This is a genomic window from Streptomyces sp. NPDC058646, from assembly GCF_042716875.1.
Classification (GTDB): Bacteria; Actinomycetota; Actinomycetes; order Streptomycetales; family Streptomycetaceae; genus Streptomyces.
The window spans coordinates 96,935-116,474 of record NZ_JBHXRK010000023.1; the positions used below are offsets into that span (position 1 = coordinate 96,935).

The 19,540-nt window shown below is 74.8% G+C and carries 15 protein-coding genes; 9 read left to right on the top strand and 6 right to left on the bottom strand.

Annotated features, from left to right (window positions below; genetic code table 11):
• Positions 1 to 9 precede the first annotated feature (9 nt).
• From ACFWUZ_RS26085 to ACFWUZ_RS26095, 3 genes are read right to left on the bottom strand one after another with little or no spacing between them, the layout of a single operon-like run.
• Complete coding sequence (locus tag ACFWUZ_RS26085; RefSeq protein WP_384377560.1) at positions 10 to 912, bottom strand: aminoglycoside phosphotransferase family protein; 903 nt, start codon at positions 910 to 912, stop codon at positions 10 to 12.
• Between the two features lie 45 nt (positions 913 to 957).
• Positions 958 to 1,401 carry a ferritin-like domain-containing protein gene (locus ACFWUZ_RS26090; protein WP_384377563.1) on the bottom strand — a complete coding sequence of 148 codons (444 nt, stop codon included), beginning with the start codon at positions 1,399 to 1,401 and terminating at the stop codon, positions 958 to 960.
• Positions 1,398 to 1,940 carry a hypothetical protein gene (locus tag ACFWUZ_RS26095; RefSeq protein ID WP_384377566.1) on the bottom strand — a complete coding sequence of 181 codons (543 nt, stop codon included), beginning with the start codon at positions 1,938 to 1,940 and terminating at the stop codon, positions 1,398 to 1,400. Before ACFWUZ_RS26095 ends, ACFWUZ_RS26090 begins: the two co-directional genes overlap by 4 nt.
• Positions 1,941 to 2,097: 157 nt before the next feature.
• Between ACFWUZ_RS26095 and rimP the strand changes: the two genes are divergently transcribed.
• The 9 genes from rimP to ACFWUZ_RS26140 all read left to right on the top strand — a co-directional run bounded on the left by rimP (position 2,098) and on the right by ACFWUZ_RS26140 (position 14,221).
• On the top strand, positions 2,098 to 2,610 hold the full coding sequence (gene rimP, locus ACFWUZ_RS26100; RefSeq protein WP_384377569.1) for a ribosome maturation factor RimP: 513 nt from the start codon (positions 2,098 to 2,100) through the stop codon (positions 2,608 to 2,610).
• A 2-nt stretch (positions 2,611 to 2,612) separates the two neighbouring features.
• The gene (gene nusA / locus ACFWUZ_RS26105) at positions 2,613 to 3,623 is read left to right on the top strand and encodes a transcription termination factor NusA (RefSeq protein ID WP_384377572.1); all 1,011 of its coding nucleotides are present in this window, start codon (positions 2,613 to 2,615) and stop codon (positions 3,621 to 3,623) included.
• A 181-nt stretch (positions 3,624 to 3,804) separates the two neighbouring features.
• Positions 3,805 to 4,098 (top strand): YlxR family protein, encoded by a 294-nt coding sequence (locus ACFWUZ_RS26110; RefSeq protein WP_384377575.1) that lies wholly within the window; start codon positions 3,805 to 3,807, stop codon positions 4,096 to 4,098.
• Between the two features lie 141 nt (positions 4,099 to 4,239).
• On the top strand, positions 4,240 to 7,362 hold the full coding sequence (gene infB / locus ACFWUZ_RS26115; protein ID WP_384377579.1) for a translation initiation factor IF-2: 3,123 nt from the start codon (positions 4,240 to 4,242) through the stop codon (positions 7,360 to 7,362).
• A 160-nt stretch (positions 7,363 to 7,522) separates the two neighbouring features.
• The gene (locus ACFWUZ_RS26120; protein WP_030030358.1) at positions 7,523 to 7,816 is read left to right on the top strand and encodes a DUF503 domain-containing protein; all 294 of its coding nucleotides are present in this window, start codon (positions 7,523 to 7,525) and stop codon (positions 7,814 to 7,816) included.
• Positions 7,817 to 7,850: 34 nt separating this feature from the next.
• Positions 7,851 to 8,309 (top strand): 30S ribosome-binding factor RbfA, encoded by a 459-nt coding sequence (rbfA, locus tag ACFWUZ_RS26125; protein ID WP_384377583.1) that lies wholly within the window; start codon positions 7,851 to 7,853, stop codon positions 8,307 to 8,309.
• Entirely contained in the window at positions 8,306 to 9,214 is a 909-nt protein-coding gene (gene truB, locus ACFWUZ_RS26130; protein ID WP_384377586.1) for a tRNA pseudouridine(55) synthase TruB, read from the top strand. Before rbfA ends, truB begins: the two co-directional genes overlap by 4 nt.
• Positions 9,215 to 9,468: 254 nt before the next feature.
• Complete coding sequence (locus tag ACFWUZ_RS26135) at positions 9,469 to 13,131, top strand: serine protease (protein ID WP_384377589.1); 3,663 nt, start codon at positions 9,469 to 9,471, stop codon at positions 13,129 to 13,131.
• A 133-nt stretch (positions 13,132 to 13,264) separates the two neighbouring features.
• Entirely contained in the window at positions 13,265 to 14,221 is a 957-nt protein-coding gene (locus ACFWUZ_RS26140) for a bifunctional riboflavin kinase/FAD synthetase (protein ID WP_384377592.1), read from the top strand.
• Between the two features lie 97 nt (positions 14,222 to 14,318).
• Here ACFWUZ_RS26140 and ACFWUZ_RS26145 read toward each other — a convergent pair whose 3' ends face one another.
• The 3 genes from ACFWUZ_RS26145 to eccE form a co-directional block, all read right to left on the bottom strand.
• On the bottom strand, positions 14,319 to 17,063 hold the full coding sequence (locus tag ACFWUZ_RS26145) for an SCO5717 family growth-regulating ATPase (RefSeq protein ID WP_384377595.1): 2,745 nt from the start codon (positions 17,061 to 17,063) through the stop codon (positions 14,319 to 14,321).
• A 307-nt stretch (positions 17,064 to 17,370) separates the two neighbouring features.
• A complete protein-coding gene (locus tag ACFWUZ_RS26150; protein WP_384377598.1) occupies positions 17,371 to 18,069 on the bottom strand; it encodes a hypothetical protein in 699 nt (232 codons plus the stop codon).
• Positions 18,066 to 19,337 carry a type VII secretion protein EccE gene (gene eccE / locus ACFWUZ_RS26155; RefSeq protein WP_384377601.1) on the bottom strand — a complete coding sequence of 424 codons (1,272 nt, stop codon included), beginning with the start codon at positions 19,335 to 19,337 and terminating at the stop codon, positions 18,066 to 18,068. The genes ACFWUZ_RS26150 and eccE overlap by 4 nt, the downstream gene beginning before the upstream one ends.
• Between the last annotated feature and the right edge of the window lie 203 nt (positions 19,338 to 19,540).

The window sequence follows — 19,540 nt, forward strand, 5'->3', positions numbered from 1 at the left end:
CGGTATGCCCTAAAGCCAGGCGGCGAACTCCAGCAGCATCTCCGCGTCCCGGTGCCGCCCCGCGGCCAGCGCCCGGTTCCCCGACTCGACGGCCCGGAACAGCGTCCAGCCCCGCAGCCGGTCCCGGTCCACCTCCAGGGCGTCGGCCAGCTTGTTGACGCGGCGCCGGGCACCCGCCGCCCCCGTCGAGGAGGCCACCTGGTCGTCCAGCCGGTCACGGACCAGCCGGGCCAGGTCGTACGCGCGCTCGCCGACCAGCGGGTCCGGGCCCACCGTCAGCCACGGCGCGCGCTCGCCCGCCAGCACCTTGCCCTGCCGGAAGTTCCCGTGCAGCAGGAGCTCCTCCGGCGGCGCGGCGACCAGCTCGTCCCGGAAGGCCAGGGCGGCCTCGGCCAGCGTCCGGACCTCCGCGGGCGCCGCGCGCAGCGCACGGGACTGGCGGTCCGTGCGCTGGTCCACCGTCTCCCAGCGGTGTCCGGCCGCCGGCGCCACCCAGAGCCTGCGCAGGGTGCCGCAGGCCTCCAGCAGCGCCTTCGCCTCCGGCAGCGACCTCAGCGAGACCTCGGGGTGCAGCCGCTCGAGCAGCAGCGCCCCGTCCTCCTCGTGGTGGCGCGTGTCGAGGACCCGTACGGCCCCGAAGCCGCCCCAGTGGGCCAGCGCGGCCAGCTCCCGGTCCGGGCGGGCGTGCGGCGGGGCGAGCTTCAGCGCGGCCGGGGTCCCGTCGGCGTACCGGACGAGGACGACCAGGCTGCTGCGCCCGCCCGGGGCCTGCACCCGCTGGGCCTGTACCTGGCGCCGGGCCAGCGCGGCCTCGGTGAGCCCGGGCAACTGCCCCAGCCAGTCCGCGTCCTGCGCCGATTCCGGCGTCTCGCCGAGCGCCCGTACGAGCCGCTGCGGCGGTTCGAAAGCCATGCGTGCGTGGTCCCTTTCAGCCGTGCCGGGGCCCCTGCGGCGTGGTCAGCGCTTTTCCGTGAGCCCAGGGAAGGCTACGCCGACACCGCGCCAGCGTGCCGCGCGCACGGCCGAGGCGCTCAGCGCGTCGGCCGCCATGCGGCGCAGCGGACCCTCCGCAGCGCGCACCAGGTCCGAGTACGCGCCCGCCACCCGGTCCTCGATGTCGGCGGCCAGCCGCTCGGCGTCGGCGGGGGTGCGCACCTCGAACGGCAGGGCGTACGCCGCCTCCGAGGGCCGGGGCGCACCGCCCAGCTCCCGCACGGTACGGACGAGCGCGTCCCGCCGCGCCAGGTGGCCGCTGTACGCCTCCCGGGCCTCGGTGGCACGGGCGCCCGCGGTCCGGGCGCCGATCACCCCGTAGCCGTACGCGGCCGCGTGCTCGGCGGCGAGGGCGGCCTGCGCGGCCTCCAGGGCGCCTGCGGAGGAGGCGGACGGCTGGGGCTTCACGACGTGGCTCCGGGGGTCGAGGTCAGCAGGTAGGTGTGGACGGCGCCGCAGGCGGCCACGGAGGCCAGCAGCCGGGCCAGCTCCCCGGGGGCGCCGGCCAGCTCGACGGTCCGGGTCTCCGACAGGCTCCGCTCCGCGTCCGCGAGGGCGGTCAGGGCGTCGGCCTCCCCGGCCGGTACCGGCGCGGGCACCCCGGCCGGGGTCACGCCGGAGGGCGTCGCCGAGGGGGATCCCGAGAACGATCCGGGGGCCGGCTCCGGCCCGGCCAGGGCCGTCACGTGCGCGGCGACGGCGGTGCGCAGCGGCGCGAGCCGCTGGGCCAGGGCCGGATGGGCGGCGGTGGTGGCGTCGTAACGTTCCAGCAGCCGCGCACTGTCACGGACGGCCGCTTCCCGCATCTGCCGTTCGGGTGGAACCGCGGCGCCGGCGCCGCGTGAGTCCCCGCCGGAGCACCCGGTGAGGAGTGCGGCGCCGGCCGATCCGGCGAGGCCGGCGAGCAGGCTCCTGCGCGAGGGGCTCGATGGCAGAGTCCAGGGCACGGCGACGTCCTCGGGGGTGATGGCGGGACAGGGTGTGATCACGGTACCCGGGGCCCCGCCCCGAGGGCGGACGGCAACACCCTCCGCGACCGGATACCCTTTGACCTGACACACGACGGAAAACCACAACAGCACACGCGGCCGAGGAGTCACCCGGATGAGCACCACCCAGAGCGACAGGCTGCGCGGACTGCTGGAGCCGCTCGTCGCCGCCAAGGGCCTGGACCTCGAAGAGATCGAGCTGTCCAAGGCGGGCAAGCGCCGGATGCTGCGGATCATCGTGGACTCCGACGAGGGTGTGGAACTGGACGCGTGTGCGGAGCTGAGCCGTGAGGTCTCCGACCAGCTCGACGCATCCGACGTGATGGGCGAGGACGAGTACGTCCTCGAAGTCAGCTCCCCGGGCGCCGACCGCCCGCTGACCGAGCACCGTCACTACGTACGGGCGACCGGACGTCTCGTGAAGTTTCAGCTCACCGCCGAGGGTGAAAAGGGTGCCGGGGAACTGGTCGCCCGCATCCTCGACGTGGACGACGAGGGTCTGGACCTGGAAGTACCGGGCGTGAAGGGCCGCAAGGCGACCGCCCGCCGCATCGCATTCACCGACATCGCCAAGGCGCGTGTCGAGATCGAGTTCAACCGCAAGGACAAGAAGGAAGAGGAGGCGTAGCCGTGGACATCGACATGAGTGCCCTGCGGGGTCTGGTCCGGGAGAAGGAGATCTCCTTCGACCTGCTGGTCGAGGCGATCGAGTCGGCCCTCCTCATCGCGTACCACCGGACCGAGGGGAGCTTCCGCCGCGCCCGCGTCGAGCTGGACCGCACCAACGGTCACGTGGTCGTGTGGGCGACGGAAGACCCGAGGGACCTCGAAGAGGGCCAGGAGCCCAAGGAGTTCGACGACACCCCGTCGGACTTCGGCCGGATCGCCGCGACGACCGCCAAGCAGGTGATCCTCCAGCGTCTGCGCGATGCGGAGGACGACCTGACCTTCGGCGAGTTCGCGGGCCGTGAGGGCGACGTCATCACCGGCGTGGTCCAGCAGGGCAAGGACCCCAAGAACGTCCTGGTCGACATCGGCAAGCTGGAGGCCATCCTGCCGGTGCAGGAGCAGGTCCCCGGTGAGGAGTACACGCACGGCCTGCGCCTGAAGGCGTACGTCGTGCGGGTGGCGAAGGGCGTCCGCGGTCCGTCCGTGACCCTCTCGCGGACCCACCCCAACCTGGTGAAGAAGCTCTTCTCGCTGGAGGTCCCCGAGATCGCCGACGGCAGCGTCGAGATCTCGGCGATCGCCCGCGAGGCCGGCCACCGCACCAAGATCGCCGTACGGTCCACCCGCTCCGGCCTCAACCCGAAGGGTGCCTGCATCGGCCCGATGGGCAGCCGCGTGCGCAACGTCATGGCCGAGCTGCACGGTGAGAAGATCGACATCGTCGACTGGTCGGACGACCCGGCGGAGATGGTCGCGAACGCCCTGTCACCCGCCCGGGTGAGCGAGGTCGAGGTCGTCGACTGGGACTCCCGCTCCGCCCGGGTGACCGTCCCCGACTACCAGCTGTCGCTGGCCATCGGCAAGGAGGGCCAGAACGCCCGCCTCGCCGCCCGGCTCACCGGCTGGCGCATCGACATCCGTCCCGACACCGAGACGGCCCCCGACGGGGACCGGGCGCGGGACGGGGAATAAAAGCGTTGCCGTCCGGGGCTGCCCGGACGGTAGACAGGTGTCATGACCGCACTGCCGCCCGGGCCGGAACCGGTCCCCGCGGCGGGTCGTGACACGGCAGATCAAGACAAAACGACAGCCGTTCGATCTTTCGCCCGCGACTTTTCGGGGGAAGGGTCGGTGCGGGGAGGTAGACTTAGGCGTGTCTGGCCGGACGCAAGCCCGCGCATGCCCCGAACGCACCTGTGTGGGGTGTCGGGAGCGAGCGGCCAAGAGCGATCTGCTGCGCATCGTGGCGATCGAGGACGAATGCGTCCCCGATCCTCGCGGTACGCTGCCCGGCCGGGGTGCCTACGTGCACCCTGCCGTGGTCTGCCTCGACCAGGCGGTCCGCCGCCGAGCGTTTCCCCGGGCCCTCCGGTCCGCCGGAGCGCTCGACACGGCGGAACTGCGCAAAGCCCTGGCCGCTGAGGCCGGGGCCACACGTAAGACGTAGAACGGCACGGATACCCCGTGCGGTCAGGTACCTCGCGAGTTGGAAGTAGGTCGAGATTGCGATGAGCACTCGATGAGTACGCGATGAGTACGCCCATGAAGTAGCAACGGTCCGGCGTAACCCGGACCTAAAAGGAGCGAAGTGGCTAAGGTCCGGGTATACGAACTCGCCAAGGAGTTCGGAGTGGAGAGCAAGGTCGTCATGGCCAAGCTCCAGGAACTCGGTGAGTTCGTCCGTTCGGCGTCCTCGACGATCGAGGCGCCGGTTGTACGCAAGTTGACTGACGCACTGCAGGGGCCCGGCGGCAACGCCGGCAAGTCCGCTGCAAAGCCGGGCGCGCCCCGCAAGGCCGCGCCCGCCAAGCCCGCGGCGCCCTCCCCGGCCGCCGCGGCACGTCCCGCCGCCCCGAAGCCCGGTGTGCCGGCGGCTCCCAAGCCCGCCGTCGCCGAGGCTCCGGCCGCTGCGACCCCGGTGACTCCGGCCGCCTCAGGCCCGCGTCCCGGTCCGAAGGCTCCGGCCGCCCCGAAGCCCGCTCCGGCGGCTCCCGTGGCGACCGAGTTCTCCGCGCCTCCGGCGGCTCCGGCCGCCCCGGCGCGCACCGAGCGCCCCGCCGCGGCTCCCGGTCCCCGTCCGGCGCAGCAGCGTCCGGCCGCGGCCCAGGGTGGCCAGGCCGGCGCCCGTCCCGGCGCCCCGCGTCCGGCCGGCACCGCTCCCGGTGCCGGGTCGCAGCGTCCCGCGGGCCCCGGCTCGCAGGCCCCGCGTCCGCAGGGTGCCCGTCCGGCGGGTCCCCGTCCGGGCAACAACCCCTTCACCTCCGGCGGCTCCACCGGCATGGCGCGCCCGCAGGCGCCCCGTCCGGCCGGCGCCCCGCGTCCCGGTGCCCCCGGCCCCGGCGGCCAGGGTGCTCCCCGTCCGCAGGGCGGCCCCGGCGGCGCCCCGCGTCCGCAGGGTCAGGGCGCAGGCCGTCCGACCCCGGGCGGCATGCCCCGTCCGCAGGGCGGCGCCCCGCGTCCGGGCGGTGCTCCCGGTGGTAACCGTCCCAACCCGGGCATGATGCCGCAGCGTCCCGCTGCCGGTGGTCCCGGTCCCCGTCCCGGTGGCGGCCCCGGTGGCCGTGGTCCCGGTGCGGGCGGTCCGCGTCCCGGTGGCGCCGGTCGTCCCGCGGGCGGCGGCTTCGCCGGCCGTCCGGCCGGTCCGGGCTCGCGTCCCGGCGGCGGTGGCGGCTTCGGCGGCCCGCGTCCCGGTGGCGGCGGCTTCGGCGGCGGTCCGGCGGGTGCCGGTGGCGGCGGTCGTCCCGGCTTCGGCGGGCGTCCCGGTGGTCCCGGTGCCCGTGGTGGCACGCAGGGCGCCTTCGGCCGCCCCGGTGGTCCGGCCCGTCGTGGTCGCAAGTCCAAGCGTCAGAGGCGCCAGGAGTACGAGGCCATGCAGGCCCCGTCCGTCGGCGGCGTGATGCTGCCCCGCGGTGGCGGCGAGACCGTTCGCCTGTCGCGCGGTGCCTCCCTCACCGACTTCGCGGAGAAGATCAACGCCAACCCGGCGTCGCTCGTCGCCGTGATGATGAACCTCGGCGAGATGGTCACTGCCACGCAGTCCGTCTCGGACGAGACGCTCGAGATGCTGGCCGGCGAGATGAACTACGTCGTCCAGATCGTCAGCCCGGAGGAAGAGGACCGCGAGCTCCTCGAGGGCTTCGACATCGAGTTCGGCGAGGACGAGGGCGGCGAGGAATACCTCATGCCGCGTCCGCCGGTCGTGACCGTCATGGGTCACGTCGACCACGGTAAGACCCGACTGCTCGACGCCATCCGCAAGACGAACGTCGTTGCGGGCGAGGCCGGCGGCATCACGCAGCACATCGGTGCGTACCAGGTCGGTACCGAGGTCAACGGTGAAGAGCGCAAGATCACCTTCATCGACACCCCGGGTCACGAGGCGTTCACCGCCATGCGTGCCCGTGGTGCCAAGTCGACCGACATCGCGATCCTCGTGGTCGCGGCCAACGACGGCGTCATGCCGCAGACGATCGAGGCGCTGAACCACGCCAAGGCCGCCGGCGTCCCGATCGTCGTCGCGGTCAACAAGATCGACGTCGAGGGTGCCGACCCGGTCAAGGTGCGCGGTCAGCTCACCGAGTTCGGTCTGGTCGCCGAGGAGTACGGCGGCGACACGATGTTCGTCGACATCTCCGCCAAGCAGGGTCTGCACATCGACTCCCTGCTCGAGGCCGTCGTCCTCACCGCCGACGCCTCGCTCGACCTCCGCGCCAACCCGGAGCAGGACGCTCAGGGTATTGCGATCGAGTCCCACCTCGACCGCGGCCGCGGTGCCGTCGCCACCGTCCTCGTCCAGCGCGGTACCCTCCGCGTCGGCGACACGATGGTCGTGGGCGACGCCTACGGCCGCGTGCGCGCCATGCTCGACGACAAGGGCAACAACGTCGAGGAAGCGGGTCCGTCGACCCCCGTCCTGGTCCTGGGTCTCACCAACGTCCCCGGCGCCGGCGACAACTTCCTCGTCGTCGACGAGGACCGTACGGCCCGTCAGATCGCCGAGAAGCGTGCTGCGCGTGAGCGCAACGCCAACTTCGCCAAGCGCGTCCGTCGCGTGTCCCTCGAGGACCTCGACTCCGTGCTCAAGGCCGGTCTGGTCCAGGAACTCAACCTCATCATCAAGGGCGACGCGTCCGGTGCGGTCGAGGCTCTCGAGTCCTCGCTGCTCCAGCTCGACGTCGGTGAAGAGGTCGACATCCGGGTCCTGCACCGCGGTGTGGGTGCGGTCACCGAGTCCGACATCTCGCTGGCGATGGGCTCCGACGCCATCGTCATCGGTTACAACGTCCGTGCGGCCGGCCGTGCCGCGCAGATGGCGGACCGCGAGGGCGTCGACGTGCGCTACTACTCGGTGATCTACCAGGCCATCGAGGAGATCGAGGCGGCCCTGAAGGGTCTCCTCAAGCCGGAGTACGAAGAGGTCGAGCTCGGTACGGCGGAGGTCCGCGAGATCTTCCGCTCGTCCAAGCTGGGCAACATCGCCGGTGTCCTCATCCGGTCCGGCGAGGTCAAGCGCAACACCAAGGCGCGGCTCATCCGCGATGGCAAGGTCATCGCGGAGAACCTCACCATCTCCGGTCTGCGCCGCTTCAAGGACGACGTCACCGAGATCCGCGAAGGCTTCGAGGGCGGTATCAACCTCGGTTCCTTCAACGACATCAAGATCGACGACGTCATCGCGACGTACGAGATGCGCGAGAAGCCCCGCGCGTAAGCGCGAGGCGGTTCGCACCGTGTCGTAACGCGTCACACCGGGGCCGGTCGGCGGAATATCCGTCGATCGGCCCCGGCCGTTGCGTGTACGGTTCTGATGACCCTGCCGAGCGACGGCCGGCAGGCCACCGAACCCGCACCGGCGGGATATCCGGAACTGCATGTACGTGGGGACTCTGTCCTTCGATCTGCTCCTCGGCGACGTCCACTCGCTGAAGGAGAAACGCTCCGTCGTCCGGCCCATCGTCGCCGAGCTCCAACGCAAGTTCTCCGTGAGCGCGGCCGAAGTGGGCGACCAGGACCTGCACCGGAGGGCCCGCATAGGGGTGGCTCTGGTGAGTGGGGACGCGGGGTTCCTCTCGGACGTACTGGACCGCTGCGAGCGGCTGGTCGCGGCGCGTCCCGAAGTGGAGCTGCTGTCCGTACGGCGGCGCTTCCACGGTGATGAAGACTGATTGCTTGTCTGCAAGAAAAGAAGGAGACGGACCAGTGGCCGACAATGCGCGGGCGAAGAAGCTGGCGGACCTCATCCGGGAGGTGGTGGCCGAGAAGCTGCAGCGCGGCGTCAAGGACCCCCGCCTCGGTACGCACGTGACCATCACGGACACCCGGGTCACCGGCGACCTGCGGGAGGCCACGGTCTTCTACACGGTCTACGGCGACGACGAGGACCGGGCCAGTGCGGCGGCGGGCCTGGAGAGCGCCAAGGGCGTACTGCGCTCCGCCGTCGGCCGGGCGGCGGGCACCAAGTTCACGCCCACCCTGACCTTCGTCGCGGACGCCCTCCCGGAGAACGCCAAGACCATCGAGGACCTCCTCGAAAAGGCGCGCACCTCCGATGCCCAGGTGCGCGAGGTCTCCTCCGGCGCCAAGTACGCCGGCGAGGCCGACCCGTACAAGAAGCCCGATGAGGACGACGACTCCGACGAGGACGCAGCCGCCCAATGAGCGACAACGCAGGCAAGACTCCGGACGGCCTTGTCATCGTCGACAAGCCGTCCGGTTTCACTTCGCACGACGTGGTCGCGAAGATGCGCGGGATCGCCAGGACCCGCCGCGTCGGCCACGCCGGCACGCTCGACCCGATGGCGACGGGCGTGCTGGTCCTGGGCGTGGAGAAGGCCACGAAGCTCCTGGGCCACCTCGCGCTCACGGAGAAGGAGTACCTCGGCACGATCCGCCTGGGCCAGAACACCCTGACGGACGACGCCGAAGGCGAGATCACCTCCTCCACGGACGCCGCCGGGGTCACCCGGGACGCCGTGGACGCGGGTATCGCCAAGCTGTCGGGCGAGATCATGCAGGTCCCGTCCAAGGTCAGCGCCATCAAGATCAAGGGTGTGCGCTCCTACAAGCGCGCCCGCGACGGCGAGGACTTCGAGATCCCGGCCCGTCCGGTGACCGTCTCCTCGTTCCAGGTGTACGACATGCGCGAGGCGGAGGCCGAGGACGGCACGAAGGTCGTCGACCTCGTCGTCTCCGTCGTCTGCTCCAGCGGTACGTACATCCGCGCCCTGGCCCGTGACCTCGGCGCCGACCTGGGCGTCGGCGGACACCTGACCGCGCTGCGGCGGACCCGGGTGGGCCCGTACAAGATCGACCGGGCCCGGACGCTGGACCAGCTCCAGGAGGAGCTGACCGTCATGCCGATCGGCGAGGCGGCCGCCGCGGCCTTCCCCCGCTGGGACCTGGACGCCCGGCGGGCTTCGCTGCTCGCCAACGGCGTGCGGATCGAGATGCCGGAGGCGTACGAACCCGGCAAGGCGGTGGCGGTCTACGGTCCGCAGGGACAGCTGCTCGGGCTCGTGGAGAGCAAGGGCGGGAAGGCGAAGTCCCTCGCGGTCTTCGCCTGACCGGCTGGCGGCATCCGCGGTCCTTCTCGGCCTCGACGTGGAGCGGTGAGCGCTCATGGACCGCTGCTCACCGCTCCACGACCCCCCTCGGGTAGGTCTTTATCCACCCGGGCCCCCTTATTCACCCGTCCGAGGAGGCGCTCGGAGTGAATGGAGGGAGCGTAGGGGGGCGCGTTCGTCTTGCGTCCTTTTCGTCCTGATCTTCCTCTGCCTACCGTCGTGAGGACGGTGCGTGGCGGGGGAGTGGTGCGGCTGTGGCGACGGACGGGGTCGGTGAGGCGAGCGGTGACGCCGGTGCGGAAGCGGTGGAACTCGTCAGGATCTGCGATCCCGCCGGGGTGTCGCGCGGCAGCGGATTCGTCGCGGACCACGCGGGGACGGTCGTCACCGGCCGGGAGGCCGTCGAAGGCCTGACCGGCGGGGTGCTGCTGCGCGGGCCGGAACCCGGGGGGCGGAGCTGGCTGGCCGGCCCGGACGACGTGACCGTGCTGCCGGGGCTCGCGCTGGCGCTCGTACGGACCGACGGACTCGGGGTGCGGCCGCTGCCGGTGGCGGCGCGCGGGACGATCGCCCCCGGGACCTACGTACGGCTGGCCGCGCGGGGATGGCGGCAGGCACGGGTGCTGGGCGGCGCGGTGGTCGGCTACCCGGCGGGGGGCCGGGACCGGAGCCGTGCCGTACCCGTCGAGCAGGCCGTGGAGCTGGCGATCGGCACGGACGGCCGGGACGCGCTGCGGCTGGGCGGGGAGGCCTGCGGGGGGCCGGTCCTCGATGCCGGAACCGGAGCGGTCCTCGCGGTGCTGGGCACCGCTCTGTGCGCGGAGCACCGGTCCGGGGACTTCGCCGTGGCCCTCGGGGCAGCGGCCGCAGCCGACCCAGCGGGCCCGCTGGCCGCGCTGCTGGAGCGCAATGCCGCGACCGTGCCGGGCCGCGGCGCGGACCTCAACCTCGCCGGCGCCCTGGAACTGACGGCGACCGCCCTGGGCGCCGCCCGCCCGCCGGGCGCCCCCGCAGCCCACCCCGTCGAGCGGCCCGGCATCGCTGCCGCACTGGCGGACTTCACGTCGGCGGACCGTCCGGTCCTCGCCCTGGTGGGCGAACCGGGCACGGGCCGGACCACGGCCCTGGCAGCCCTGGCCGCCGCCCGGGCACAGGGCCCCAGGCCGGCACCCACCCTGTGGCTGCGCGGCTGCGACCTGCGGACCGGGGACCGCTCGGTGGCCGACGCGGTGACGCGCGCGCTGGCGGAGGCGAAGGCGGCCCGCACGGGGGACCGGGCGGCGGGGGTGGCCGCCGCGCCCGCACCCTGCGGCCCGGGAGCCGCGGCCGTCCCGGTGGCGGTACCGGTCCCGGCCCTGTCCGGCGGCCGCACCCCGCACCCCGTCACGGGAGCCGGGGGCCCGGGCCTCGGCGGGTGGGCCTCGCCCGATCCGGCGGGCGTGCCCAGGGCGTCCGCTCCGCCCCAGGGCGACCCCCGGACCGCCGCCGCGGGCGCCGGGCCGGGGGTCGCCGAGCGGGTGGCGCGGCTGGGGGCGGAGGCCGGGCGGGCGCTGCTCGTGGTCCTGGACGCCGCGGAGGAGATGCCGCCGGAGCCGGCGCACCGGCTGGGGCCCTGGACCGCGGCCACCACGGCATGGCTCCGCGCGACGGGCACCCGCATGATCGTCGTCGCCCGCCCCGAGTACTGGGAGCGGGCCGGGGCCCTCTACCCGCCCGAGGCGCTGCACCGCCCGGCCCGCCCGGCCCGGCGGCTGCCGCCCGCCCTCCTCGTCGGTGACCTCGGCGCCGCCGAGGCCGAAGCCGCCCGCGCCCGTCTCGGCGTCCCCGACGGGGCCGTGCACGAGGCCGACGCCCGCCATCCGCTCACCCTCGGCCTGCTCGCCGGGATCCGCGCGGCCGGGGTCACCGACGGCCGCCCCGGCCGCGACGAGGTCTTCGCCGCCCACCTGGACCTGCTCTGCCTGCGCACGGCCGTCCGGGTCGCCGCGGCCGGGGCGGGGGCCGGCTCCGGGCCCGGGTCCGCGGGGGTGCACGGTCCCGGGGTCCGGCGGCTGGCGGCCCGGGTGGCGGGACACGTGCACGAGGCGGCCCGCCGGTGCCTGGGGTCCGGGCAGGGGCAGCTGGACCGGGCCTGCTTCGAGGAGCTGTTCCCGTGGCGCACCGGCTGGGCCTCCGCCGTACTCGTCGAGGGGCTGCTGGTGCCCGCCGGGTCCGGCTACCGCTTCGCCCACGAGGAGCTGTCCGACTGGATCCAGGGCCACCACCTCGACGTCCCGACCGCCCTCGGCTCCCTCGTCCACGGCCCCGCGGACCCGGCCCCCGTGCCCCGGCACCGGATCGGGCCCGTCCTGGAAGCCTTGCGCAGGCTCCCGCAGGACGAGCTGGGCCGCGTGCTCATGGACCTGGTCCACCGCCTCAACGGCTTCGCCGAGCAACCCCCGGCGCAGGCCCCGGACCCGGGCTCCGCGGAACCAGGCGGCCACGACCCGGGCTGGTGGGCCCGCCGGCTGCTGCGCGGGAGCCTGCTCCGGGCTCCCGACGCCCGGCCGCACCTCCCCGTCCTGCACGCCCTCGCCGAGCACGTGGCCCGGGCCGGCCCCGGGGATTTCGGCGGCCGGTTCTGGAACCGGCTCCGGCTGCCCGAGCACGACCGCCTCGACCTGCTGCGCCGCCTGCTCCCTTCCGACCCGGCCGAGGCGCTCCCCGGCGACCGCTGCCTCGACGCCGCCGCCCGCCGGCTGGCCCGCGACCCGCTGCTCGTCCAGCCGCTGCTCTGCGGCTGGTTCACGGACGAGCGGCGGCTGCGCGGCCGCCCGGGAGCCACCGTGGCCGCCGCCGCGCAGGCCCTGCTCCACACCCACCGCGGCCTCGCCGTGGACGACCTGACCGAGGTGCTCGTCGCCGCCGCGCACCCGCGCGCCGACGAGCTGCTGGCCGCGCTCGCCGAGGAGGAGCCCTCCGCCCTGTGCCGGGCCGTCGACCGCTGGGCGCACGACGAACGGCCCGCCCGCCGGGTCGCGGCCGCCGTGTACGGGCAGGCCGCCGCCCCGCACGCGCGCACCCCCGCCGACCGCGACCTGCTGCGCCACGCCGCCCGGGCGCTGCTCGCCCGCCCCGCCGACGCGGCCCTGCACGGCAGCGCGCTCGCCGTGCTGCTGTGCGACCCGCAGGTGCGCGGCCGGTACCTGCCCGAGGCCCTGGCCTGCTTCCGCGACCCGGCACGCGGCTCCCGGCTCCCGGTGCGGACGCTGGTCGCGGCCCTGCCCGTCCTGCCCGACCAGGACGAGGTGTTCGCCGCGCTGCGCGAGCGGGCCGACGGGGAGGTGGTGCGGGCCCTGGCCGCGCTGACGACGCCGGCACTGGCCCGGCGCGCGGGGGACCTCGTACGGGACCACCTCGCGCGCCGCCCCGAGGACGCCCCGGCCGGCGCCGCCTTCGTGGACCGGCGCCTCGAACAGGGCCCGTCCGCGGCTCCCGTGCTGCGTCCGCTGGTCCTGGACCTGCTCCGGTCCGCCCCGGTGGACGTCCGGTGCGAGCTGGCCCGGGTGCTGGCCGCGCCGGGCGGCGCGTCCTCGTACCCGCTGCGGGGCGAGCTGGCCGACGTACTGCTGCGCGAGGAGACCGACGCCCGGGTGCTCGACGCCTTCCTCGGGGCCGTGGCGGCCGGCGCGGGCGCCCGGCCGCCCGGCCGGACGCGGGAGCTGCTGCGGCGCACCGGGCGGCAGCTGTTGCGGGCTCCGGGCGGGCGCGCGGTGTTCGAACGGCGGACGGTGGAGCTGGCCCGCAGCGACCCGGCCTTCGGCGCGTTCGTCGCCCGCTGGCTGGCCGAGGCGGCGGCGGAGGCGGCCGCGCTGCTCGGTCCGAGCGCCCGCAGGACGGTGGAGACGCTCAGCTCCGCGCCCCCCGACGTGACGTGACATGACGGACCCGGGCACGTCCCGGGTCCGGCGCGACGCCGATGCGGGGCACCGGCCACCGGCATGGCAGTCTTAGACCTGCAATCGGCAATCAGTTCAAGGACGACACGGGTTCGGGCGAGGAGCGGTCACAGTGCAGCGCTGGCGTGGCTTGGAGGACATCCCCCAGGACTGGGGACGCAGCGTCGTCACCATCGGCTCGTACGACGGCGTGCACCGGGGTCACCAGCTGATCATCGGACAGGCCGTGGCCAAGGCCCGCGCGCTGGGCGTCCCCTCCGTCGTCGTCACCTTCGACCCGCACCCGAGCGAGGTCGTCCGCCCCGGCAGCCATCCCCCGATCCTGGCCCCCTACGACCGGCGTGCCGAGCTGATGGCCGGTCTGGGCGTGGACGCCCTGCTGATCCTGCCGTTCACGGCGGAGTTCTCGCAGCTGTCCCCGGCCGACTTCATCGTGAAGGTGCTCGTCGACAAGCTGCACGCGCGGACCGTCATCGAGGGCCCGAACTTCCGCTTCGGCCACCGGGCCGCCGGCAACGTCGACTTCCTGCGCGAGCTGGGCTCCACCTACGACTACGAGGTCGAGGTCGTGGACCTGGTCGAGCGCGGCGCGGCGGGCGGCGGCGTGCCGTTCTCCTCGACCCTGGCGCGCAAGCTGGTCGCCGAGGGCGACATGGACGGCGCCGCCGAGATCCTGGGTCGGCCGCACCGGGTCGAGGGCGTCGTGGTGCGCGGCGCGCAGCGCGGGCGCGAGCTGGGCTACCCGACGGCGAACGTCGAGACGCGCCCGCACACCGCGATCCCGGCGGACGGGGTGTACGCGGGCTGGCTGACGGCGGACGGCGAGCGGATGCCCGCCGCCATCTCGGTGGGGACGAACCTGCAGTTCGACGCGACCGAGCGGACCGTGGAGGCGTACGCGATCGACCGCGTCGGTCTCGACCTGTACGGCATGCACGTGAGCGTCGACTTCCTCGCCTACGTGCGGGGGATGGCGAAGTTCGAGTCGCTGGACGGGCTGCTGGAGGCCATCGCGGACGACGTGAAGCGGTCCCGGGTGCTGACGGACGCGTACGACGCGGAGCGCTGACGCTCCACCTGAGGACACAGACGCAAACGGGGGAGGGCCCGTACCGTCCCGGATCGGCGATCCGGGACGGTACGGGCCCTCCTTGCTGCCGTGCGCGTCAGCCGAGGCGCGGGTCCCGAGGGTCCTGCGGCGGCTGCTGCGGGTGGGGCGGGTGCGGGTGCTGTCCCGGCTGCGGGGCCGGGGGCTGCTGCCAGGGCTGGCCGGGCTGCGGGTAGGGCTGGCCGTAGGGCTGCGGCTGCGCGGGCTGCTGCGGCTGGTACCCGGGCTGGTGGCCCGGCCGGCCCTGGGGGTGCCCGTACGGCTGCTGCGGCTGGTACCCGGGCTGGGGCTGCGGGGCTCCCCAGTGGCTCTGCGGGCTCTGCTGCTGGGCCCGGACGAAGTCCTCGGCCACGAGCGCGGAGAGGTTGAAGTAGGCCTCGCGGGTCTTGGGCCGCATCATGTCGAGGTCGACCTCGGCACCGGCCGCGAGGTGCTCGTCGAAGGGCACCACGACGACTCCCCGGCAGCGGGTCTCGAAGTGCTGCACGATGTCTTCGATCTTGATCATCTTGCTCGTCTCGCGGACCCCCGAGATGACGGTGAGCGAGCGGGAGACGAGGTCGGCGTACCCGTGGGCGGAGAGCCAGTCGAGCGTGGTGCTCGCACTGCTGGCGCCGTCCACGGAGGGGGTCGAGATGATGATCAGCTGGTCGGCCAGGTCCAGGACCCCGCGCATCGCGGAGTACAGCAGACCCGTGCCCGAGTCGGTGAGGACGATCGGGTACTGGCGGCCCACCGTCTCGATGACGCGGCGGTAGTCCTCGTCGTTGAAGGTGGTGGAGACGGCCGGGTCCACGTCATTGGCGATGATCTCCAGCCCGGACGGGGCCTGCGAGGTGAACCGCCGGATGTCCATGTACGAGTGGAGGTACGGGATCGCCTGGACGAGGTCCCGGATCGTGGCCCCGGTCTCGCGTCGGACGCGGCGCCCGAGGGTGCCGGCGTCCGGGTTCGCGTCGATGGCGAGGATCTTGTCCTGGCGTTCGGTGGCGAGGGTGGCACCGAGGGCGGTGGTGGTCGTGGTCTTGCCGACGCCGCCCTTGAGGCTGATGACGGCGATGCGGTAGCAGGACATCACCGGGGTGCGGATCAGTTCCAGCTTGCGCTGGCGCTCCGCTTCGGCCGCCTTCCCGCCGAAGCGGAACAGGCCGCCGCCGCCCCCTCCGCCTGCGCCGCCACCGTTGTTCCTGGGCTTCTGCTTGTTGCGCAGCAGACGGTCGGAGGACAGCTCGACGGCGGCCGTGTAGCCGAGCGGAGCGCCGCCGCCGGCCTGGCCGGCCCCGTAGCGGGGGTCGTGCGCCTGGGGCGGCTGGGGCTGCTGATGAGACGGCTGCTGCTGGGACTGCTGCGGTGCGGCAGACCAGGGAGCGGCCCCGTGCGGGTCGAACTGCTGTTGCTGTTGCTGTTGCTGTTGCTGTTGCTGCTGCTGAGCCGGAGCCTGCGGCTGGGCAGGGGCGGGGGCCTGCGGCGGGAACCCGTAGCCCTGCGGGGTCTGAGGCGGCTGGTGCTGCTGGGGCGGGGACTGCGGCTGCGGCTCTGCCGGGGCGGGCGGGAACCCGTAGCCCTGCGGGGCCGCGGGGGCCTGCGGCGGGGAGCCGTACCCCTCCGGCGCCGAGCCGGAGACCGCGAACGCGGGCGGCGGCGGGGGCAGTTCACCACCGGATCCGGCGAAGGGGGCCGGCGTCTGACCGGGGGCGGGCAGGAGCGGCACGCCGTCGGCGGGGGTGTCGTGCGGGGCGGCGGAGCCCGTCACCGCTTCGGGGCCGGCCGGTGCGGCGCCGGTTCCCCCGAAAGGGGTCTCCGCGGCGGAACCGGACACGGGCGCGCCCGGTCCCTCGGACCCGGCCTCCGCCCGAGCTGCCCCTGCCGCCTCGGCGGTGGGCGCCGGGGTGGCCCCGGCCTGCGCCGGCGAGGGCTGCGGCACGGCGTCGGCCGCGGCCGGGGCGGCGTACGGCGACGGCTGCGGGGCGGCGTCGGCCGCAGGCGTCCAGGGAGCCGCCGGGGCGCCGTAGGGCGCGGGCGGGGCGTCGGCCCGGGGTGCCTCGTCGGGGCTCGGCGCCGCGAACGGCGCCGGCACGGCCTCGGCCGGGGCGGGGGCTGCGGGCACCTCGGCCGGGCCGGGCGGGGCCGGCGGGGCGGCCGGGGCGGGCGGCGGTGCGTACGGCGAAGGGTCGGCCGCGGCCGGTACGGGCGCCGCGTGCGGGTCGGCCGGAGCCGCCCCGGCCGGACCCGGCACGGGGTACGCCGCGGGTGCGGCGTCGGCGGGGGCCGGCGGGGCGGTCGGCGCGGCCGGGGGAGCGTACGGCGCAGGCTCCGCCGCCGCGTCGGCCGGGGACGCGTACGGGGCCGCCGGAGCCGGGTACGGCGGGGCCCCCGCCTCGGCCGCGGCCGGTACGGGCGCCGCGTACGGGTCGGACGGGGCCGCCTCGTCTCCGGTGGGGCCTGCAGGGGTCACCGGGGCAGGCGGGGCCGGGGGTACGGCCTCGGACGGGAGCGGGGTCGGGGCGGGCTGCGCCGAGAACGCGGGGGGCAGGGCCTCACCGTCGTCCGCCGGGGTCCGCGGTGCGGGCGGAACCATCCGCATCGTCGGGGGCGAGGCCACGTCAGACGGGCGGTGCGGCTCGAACCCGCTGCCCTCCGGGAGCCCCGGTACCGACGCGGCGGGAGCCGCGCCCTGCGTGTACCAGGCCGGCGGGGTGTAGTCGATGGTGAACTCGCCCGTCAGTTCGGGCTCCGCGTCGGACTGATCGTCCGTCGGGACGTCCCACGTCCCGCCGCGCCTCTCGTTCCGATCGCCGGTCACTGGTCCTCCTGGTCTGTCGAACACCGGTCCGGCGCCCACCTCGACGCCGCGCCCGCACTCAGCCTAATCGCGACCGCGCCGCGCGTGTCCGCGCCCGTCGGCCCGAGCCGCCGGCGGAGCGTCCCCGGGGAAGTGCGGCACGTCTTCGCGCCGCCCGGGCAAGGCACTTCGTCGCCGCCCCCGGACCTCGTCCGGAGGCACCCCCAGGTGGTCGCCGTACCGGGGCACTGCTCCGCCTTGTGGTGCACGGCACGGGGCGACGCGCACACGCACCCCGCTTCCCCGAGGCCGCGAGTCCCGCAGCGGGTCAGTCGATGCGCCGGGACGGGCCCAGCAGACCCGTCTCCGCTTCCGTCCCCTGGGTCATCACGAACTGCCGGTCCCGCTGGTTGCACCACAGCGTCACCCCGTCGCCCAGGGTCGGCAGGGATTCCACCGCCGGCCGCGGCAGGTTCATCAGGCGGCCGATCTGCTCCGCCTCGTCCGGAGACACCCGCTGCACGCCCACCAGCGAGGACTGCTGGAGGAGCCGCGGCGCCGTCGGGCTCAGATAGGGCAGCAGGGTCAGGACCGACTGCCAGGGTCCGGCCACCACACGGCCGCGCGGCGGCCGCATCCCGCAGTCGCGGACGACGAGCACCGGGCTGCCCGCGGACGCGCCCTGCGGCGGCACCCGGCCCACCTCGTGCAGGGTGACGCACTGCTGTCCGCCGCCGGCCGCCTGGGCCAGCCCCGACCACGCCTGCCCGCGCCCGGTCTCCACCGCCACGCGTGCCCCGGTGGCCGCCGCGCGCAGCGCCAGCACCTGGGCCGTCCACAGACCGCCGATGAGCGTCACCTCGTACGGCGTGGGCCGGTTGATGCCGAGCACCGCCGGCCGCCCCTCGGCGTCCACGCCGATGACGACCCCGTCGTCCCCGACGGGCAGCGCCAGCGAGTCGAGGTCCGCCGCGAGCACCGCGTGGCGCTCCCGCCGGGGCCCGACCAGCCCGAATCCGCCCCTCATCGCGCCCCTCCCAGCGGCAGCGAAGCCAGCAGCCCCGGTACCTGTTCGCGGTCGAGCCGCACCAGCCCGGCCTTCACTCCCCGCGCCGTCCGCTCCAACTCCCGGCGGGCCGTCACCAGTTCCTCGTCGCTGCGCCCGGTCACCCGGACGTGCCCGGTCAGCGTCACACCGTGCCGCTCCGCGCGGGCCATCGTCAGGCTGAAGTTCGTCGCCAGCGCCGGCAGGGAGGTCAGCAGCGCCACGAACTGCGGCAGGGCCGCCCCGGCGCCGCCCAGCTGCGGCCAGCGGCCTATCCAGTACGTGGTGTGCCGCCGGTCGTCGCAGCGCCAGGTCCGCGGGGTCTCCTCCGTGCGCCGGCCCGTGCTGGCCGACCGTCCCGCCTGGGTGATGGCCATCGGGTTGGCGCACGAGGACGTCGCCAGCGCGGCCGTCAGCTCCTGCTCCGTCAGCACCGTGGCCGTGAACCCGGCCCCGGCCAGCCGGCTCGCCAGCTGGTCGGCGGCCCGCACCACACAGCGCTGCGCACCGGCCAGCCCGCCGCCGCGGGCGGTGACCGCCTCCGGGCACAGCTCCGGGTCGAGCTTGAGCGCGATCCAGGTCAGCCGCACCGCCGGGGTGCCGGTCCGTGCCTGCAGCGGCGCGTAGTTGCGGGTGGCCATCGACTGGGCGGGCAGGTGCGGGGCCGGAGCCGGCTGGGTGTGCTGCACCAGCTGCGCGGACTCCAGCCGGATGCCGTCCACTTCGAGGACGTCCCGGACCACCGCGAGGGGCAGCGGCCTGGCCGCCCGGTCGGGCCGCAGCGCCGTGGCTTCCGTGTCCACCTGGACCACCGCGGTCAGGAAGGTCCCGTCGCCGATCATCCCGACGGGCCGCCGGTCGCGGTCGCTGAACGTGAGGGTGCGCAGCGCCGGGTCGGCCTCGACCAGCGGGGCCAGCCCGGGCTCGGTGCCCGCCGGCACGGCCAGGGAAGCGGCCCGGCGGCGCCGCGCGCGCAGGGCCAGCGCGCCGCCGATCCACTCAGGCAGGGAGCGCTGGTGGCGGCGTACGACCGCGAGCAGGACGAGGACGACGGCGAGCACACCGGCCGGGACGAGCAGCAGGGGTTCGATCACCCAGGCCACCAACAGGGCGGCTGCGGCGACCTGGAGCAGTACGAGCTGTTGCAATCGGAACGGACCGAAGCGGCCCGGACTCGACTTCGGATGCGGCGTCACCCCGCCGCGCGCGGGTACGGCCGAGCCGGTGGCCGGCTCCGTCGCAGTGGCCATCACTCGCGCACCTCCCCTTTCCGGGGCCAGACCCCGTGAGTCCCGGCGCTGCGCGACAACGTCCGCACGGCTCCGGAATCTCCCCAATCCACCCCAACAAGCCCTGACGGCCCTGGTCCGGAGGGCGCTGAGCGGGCCCCTCACCCTACCCGGCCCGTGCATACCGTCCGTCAAGAGGCATAGTAGGTGCCCGGTCCGACAAT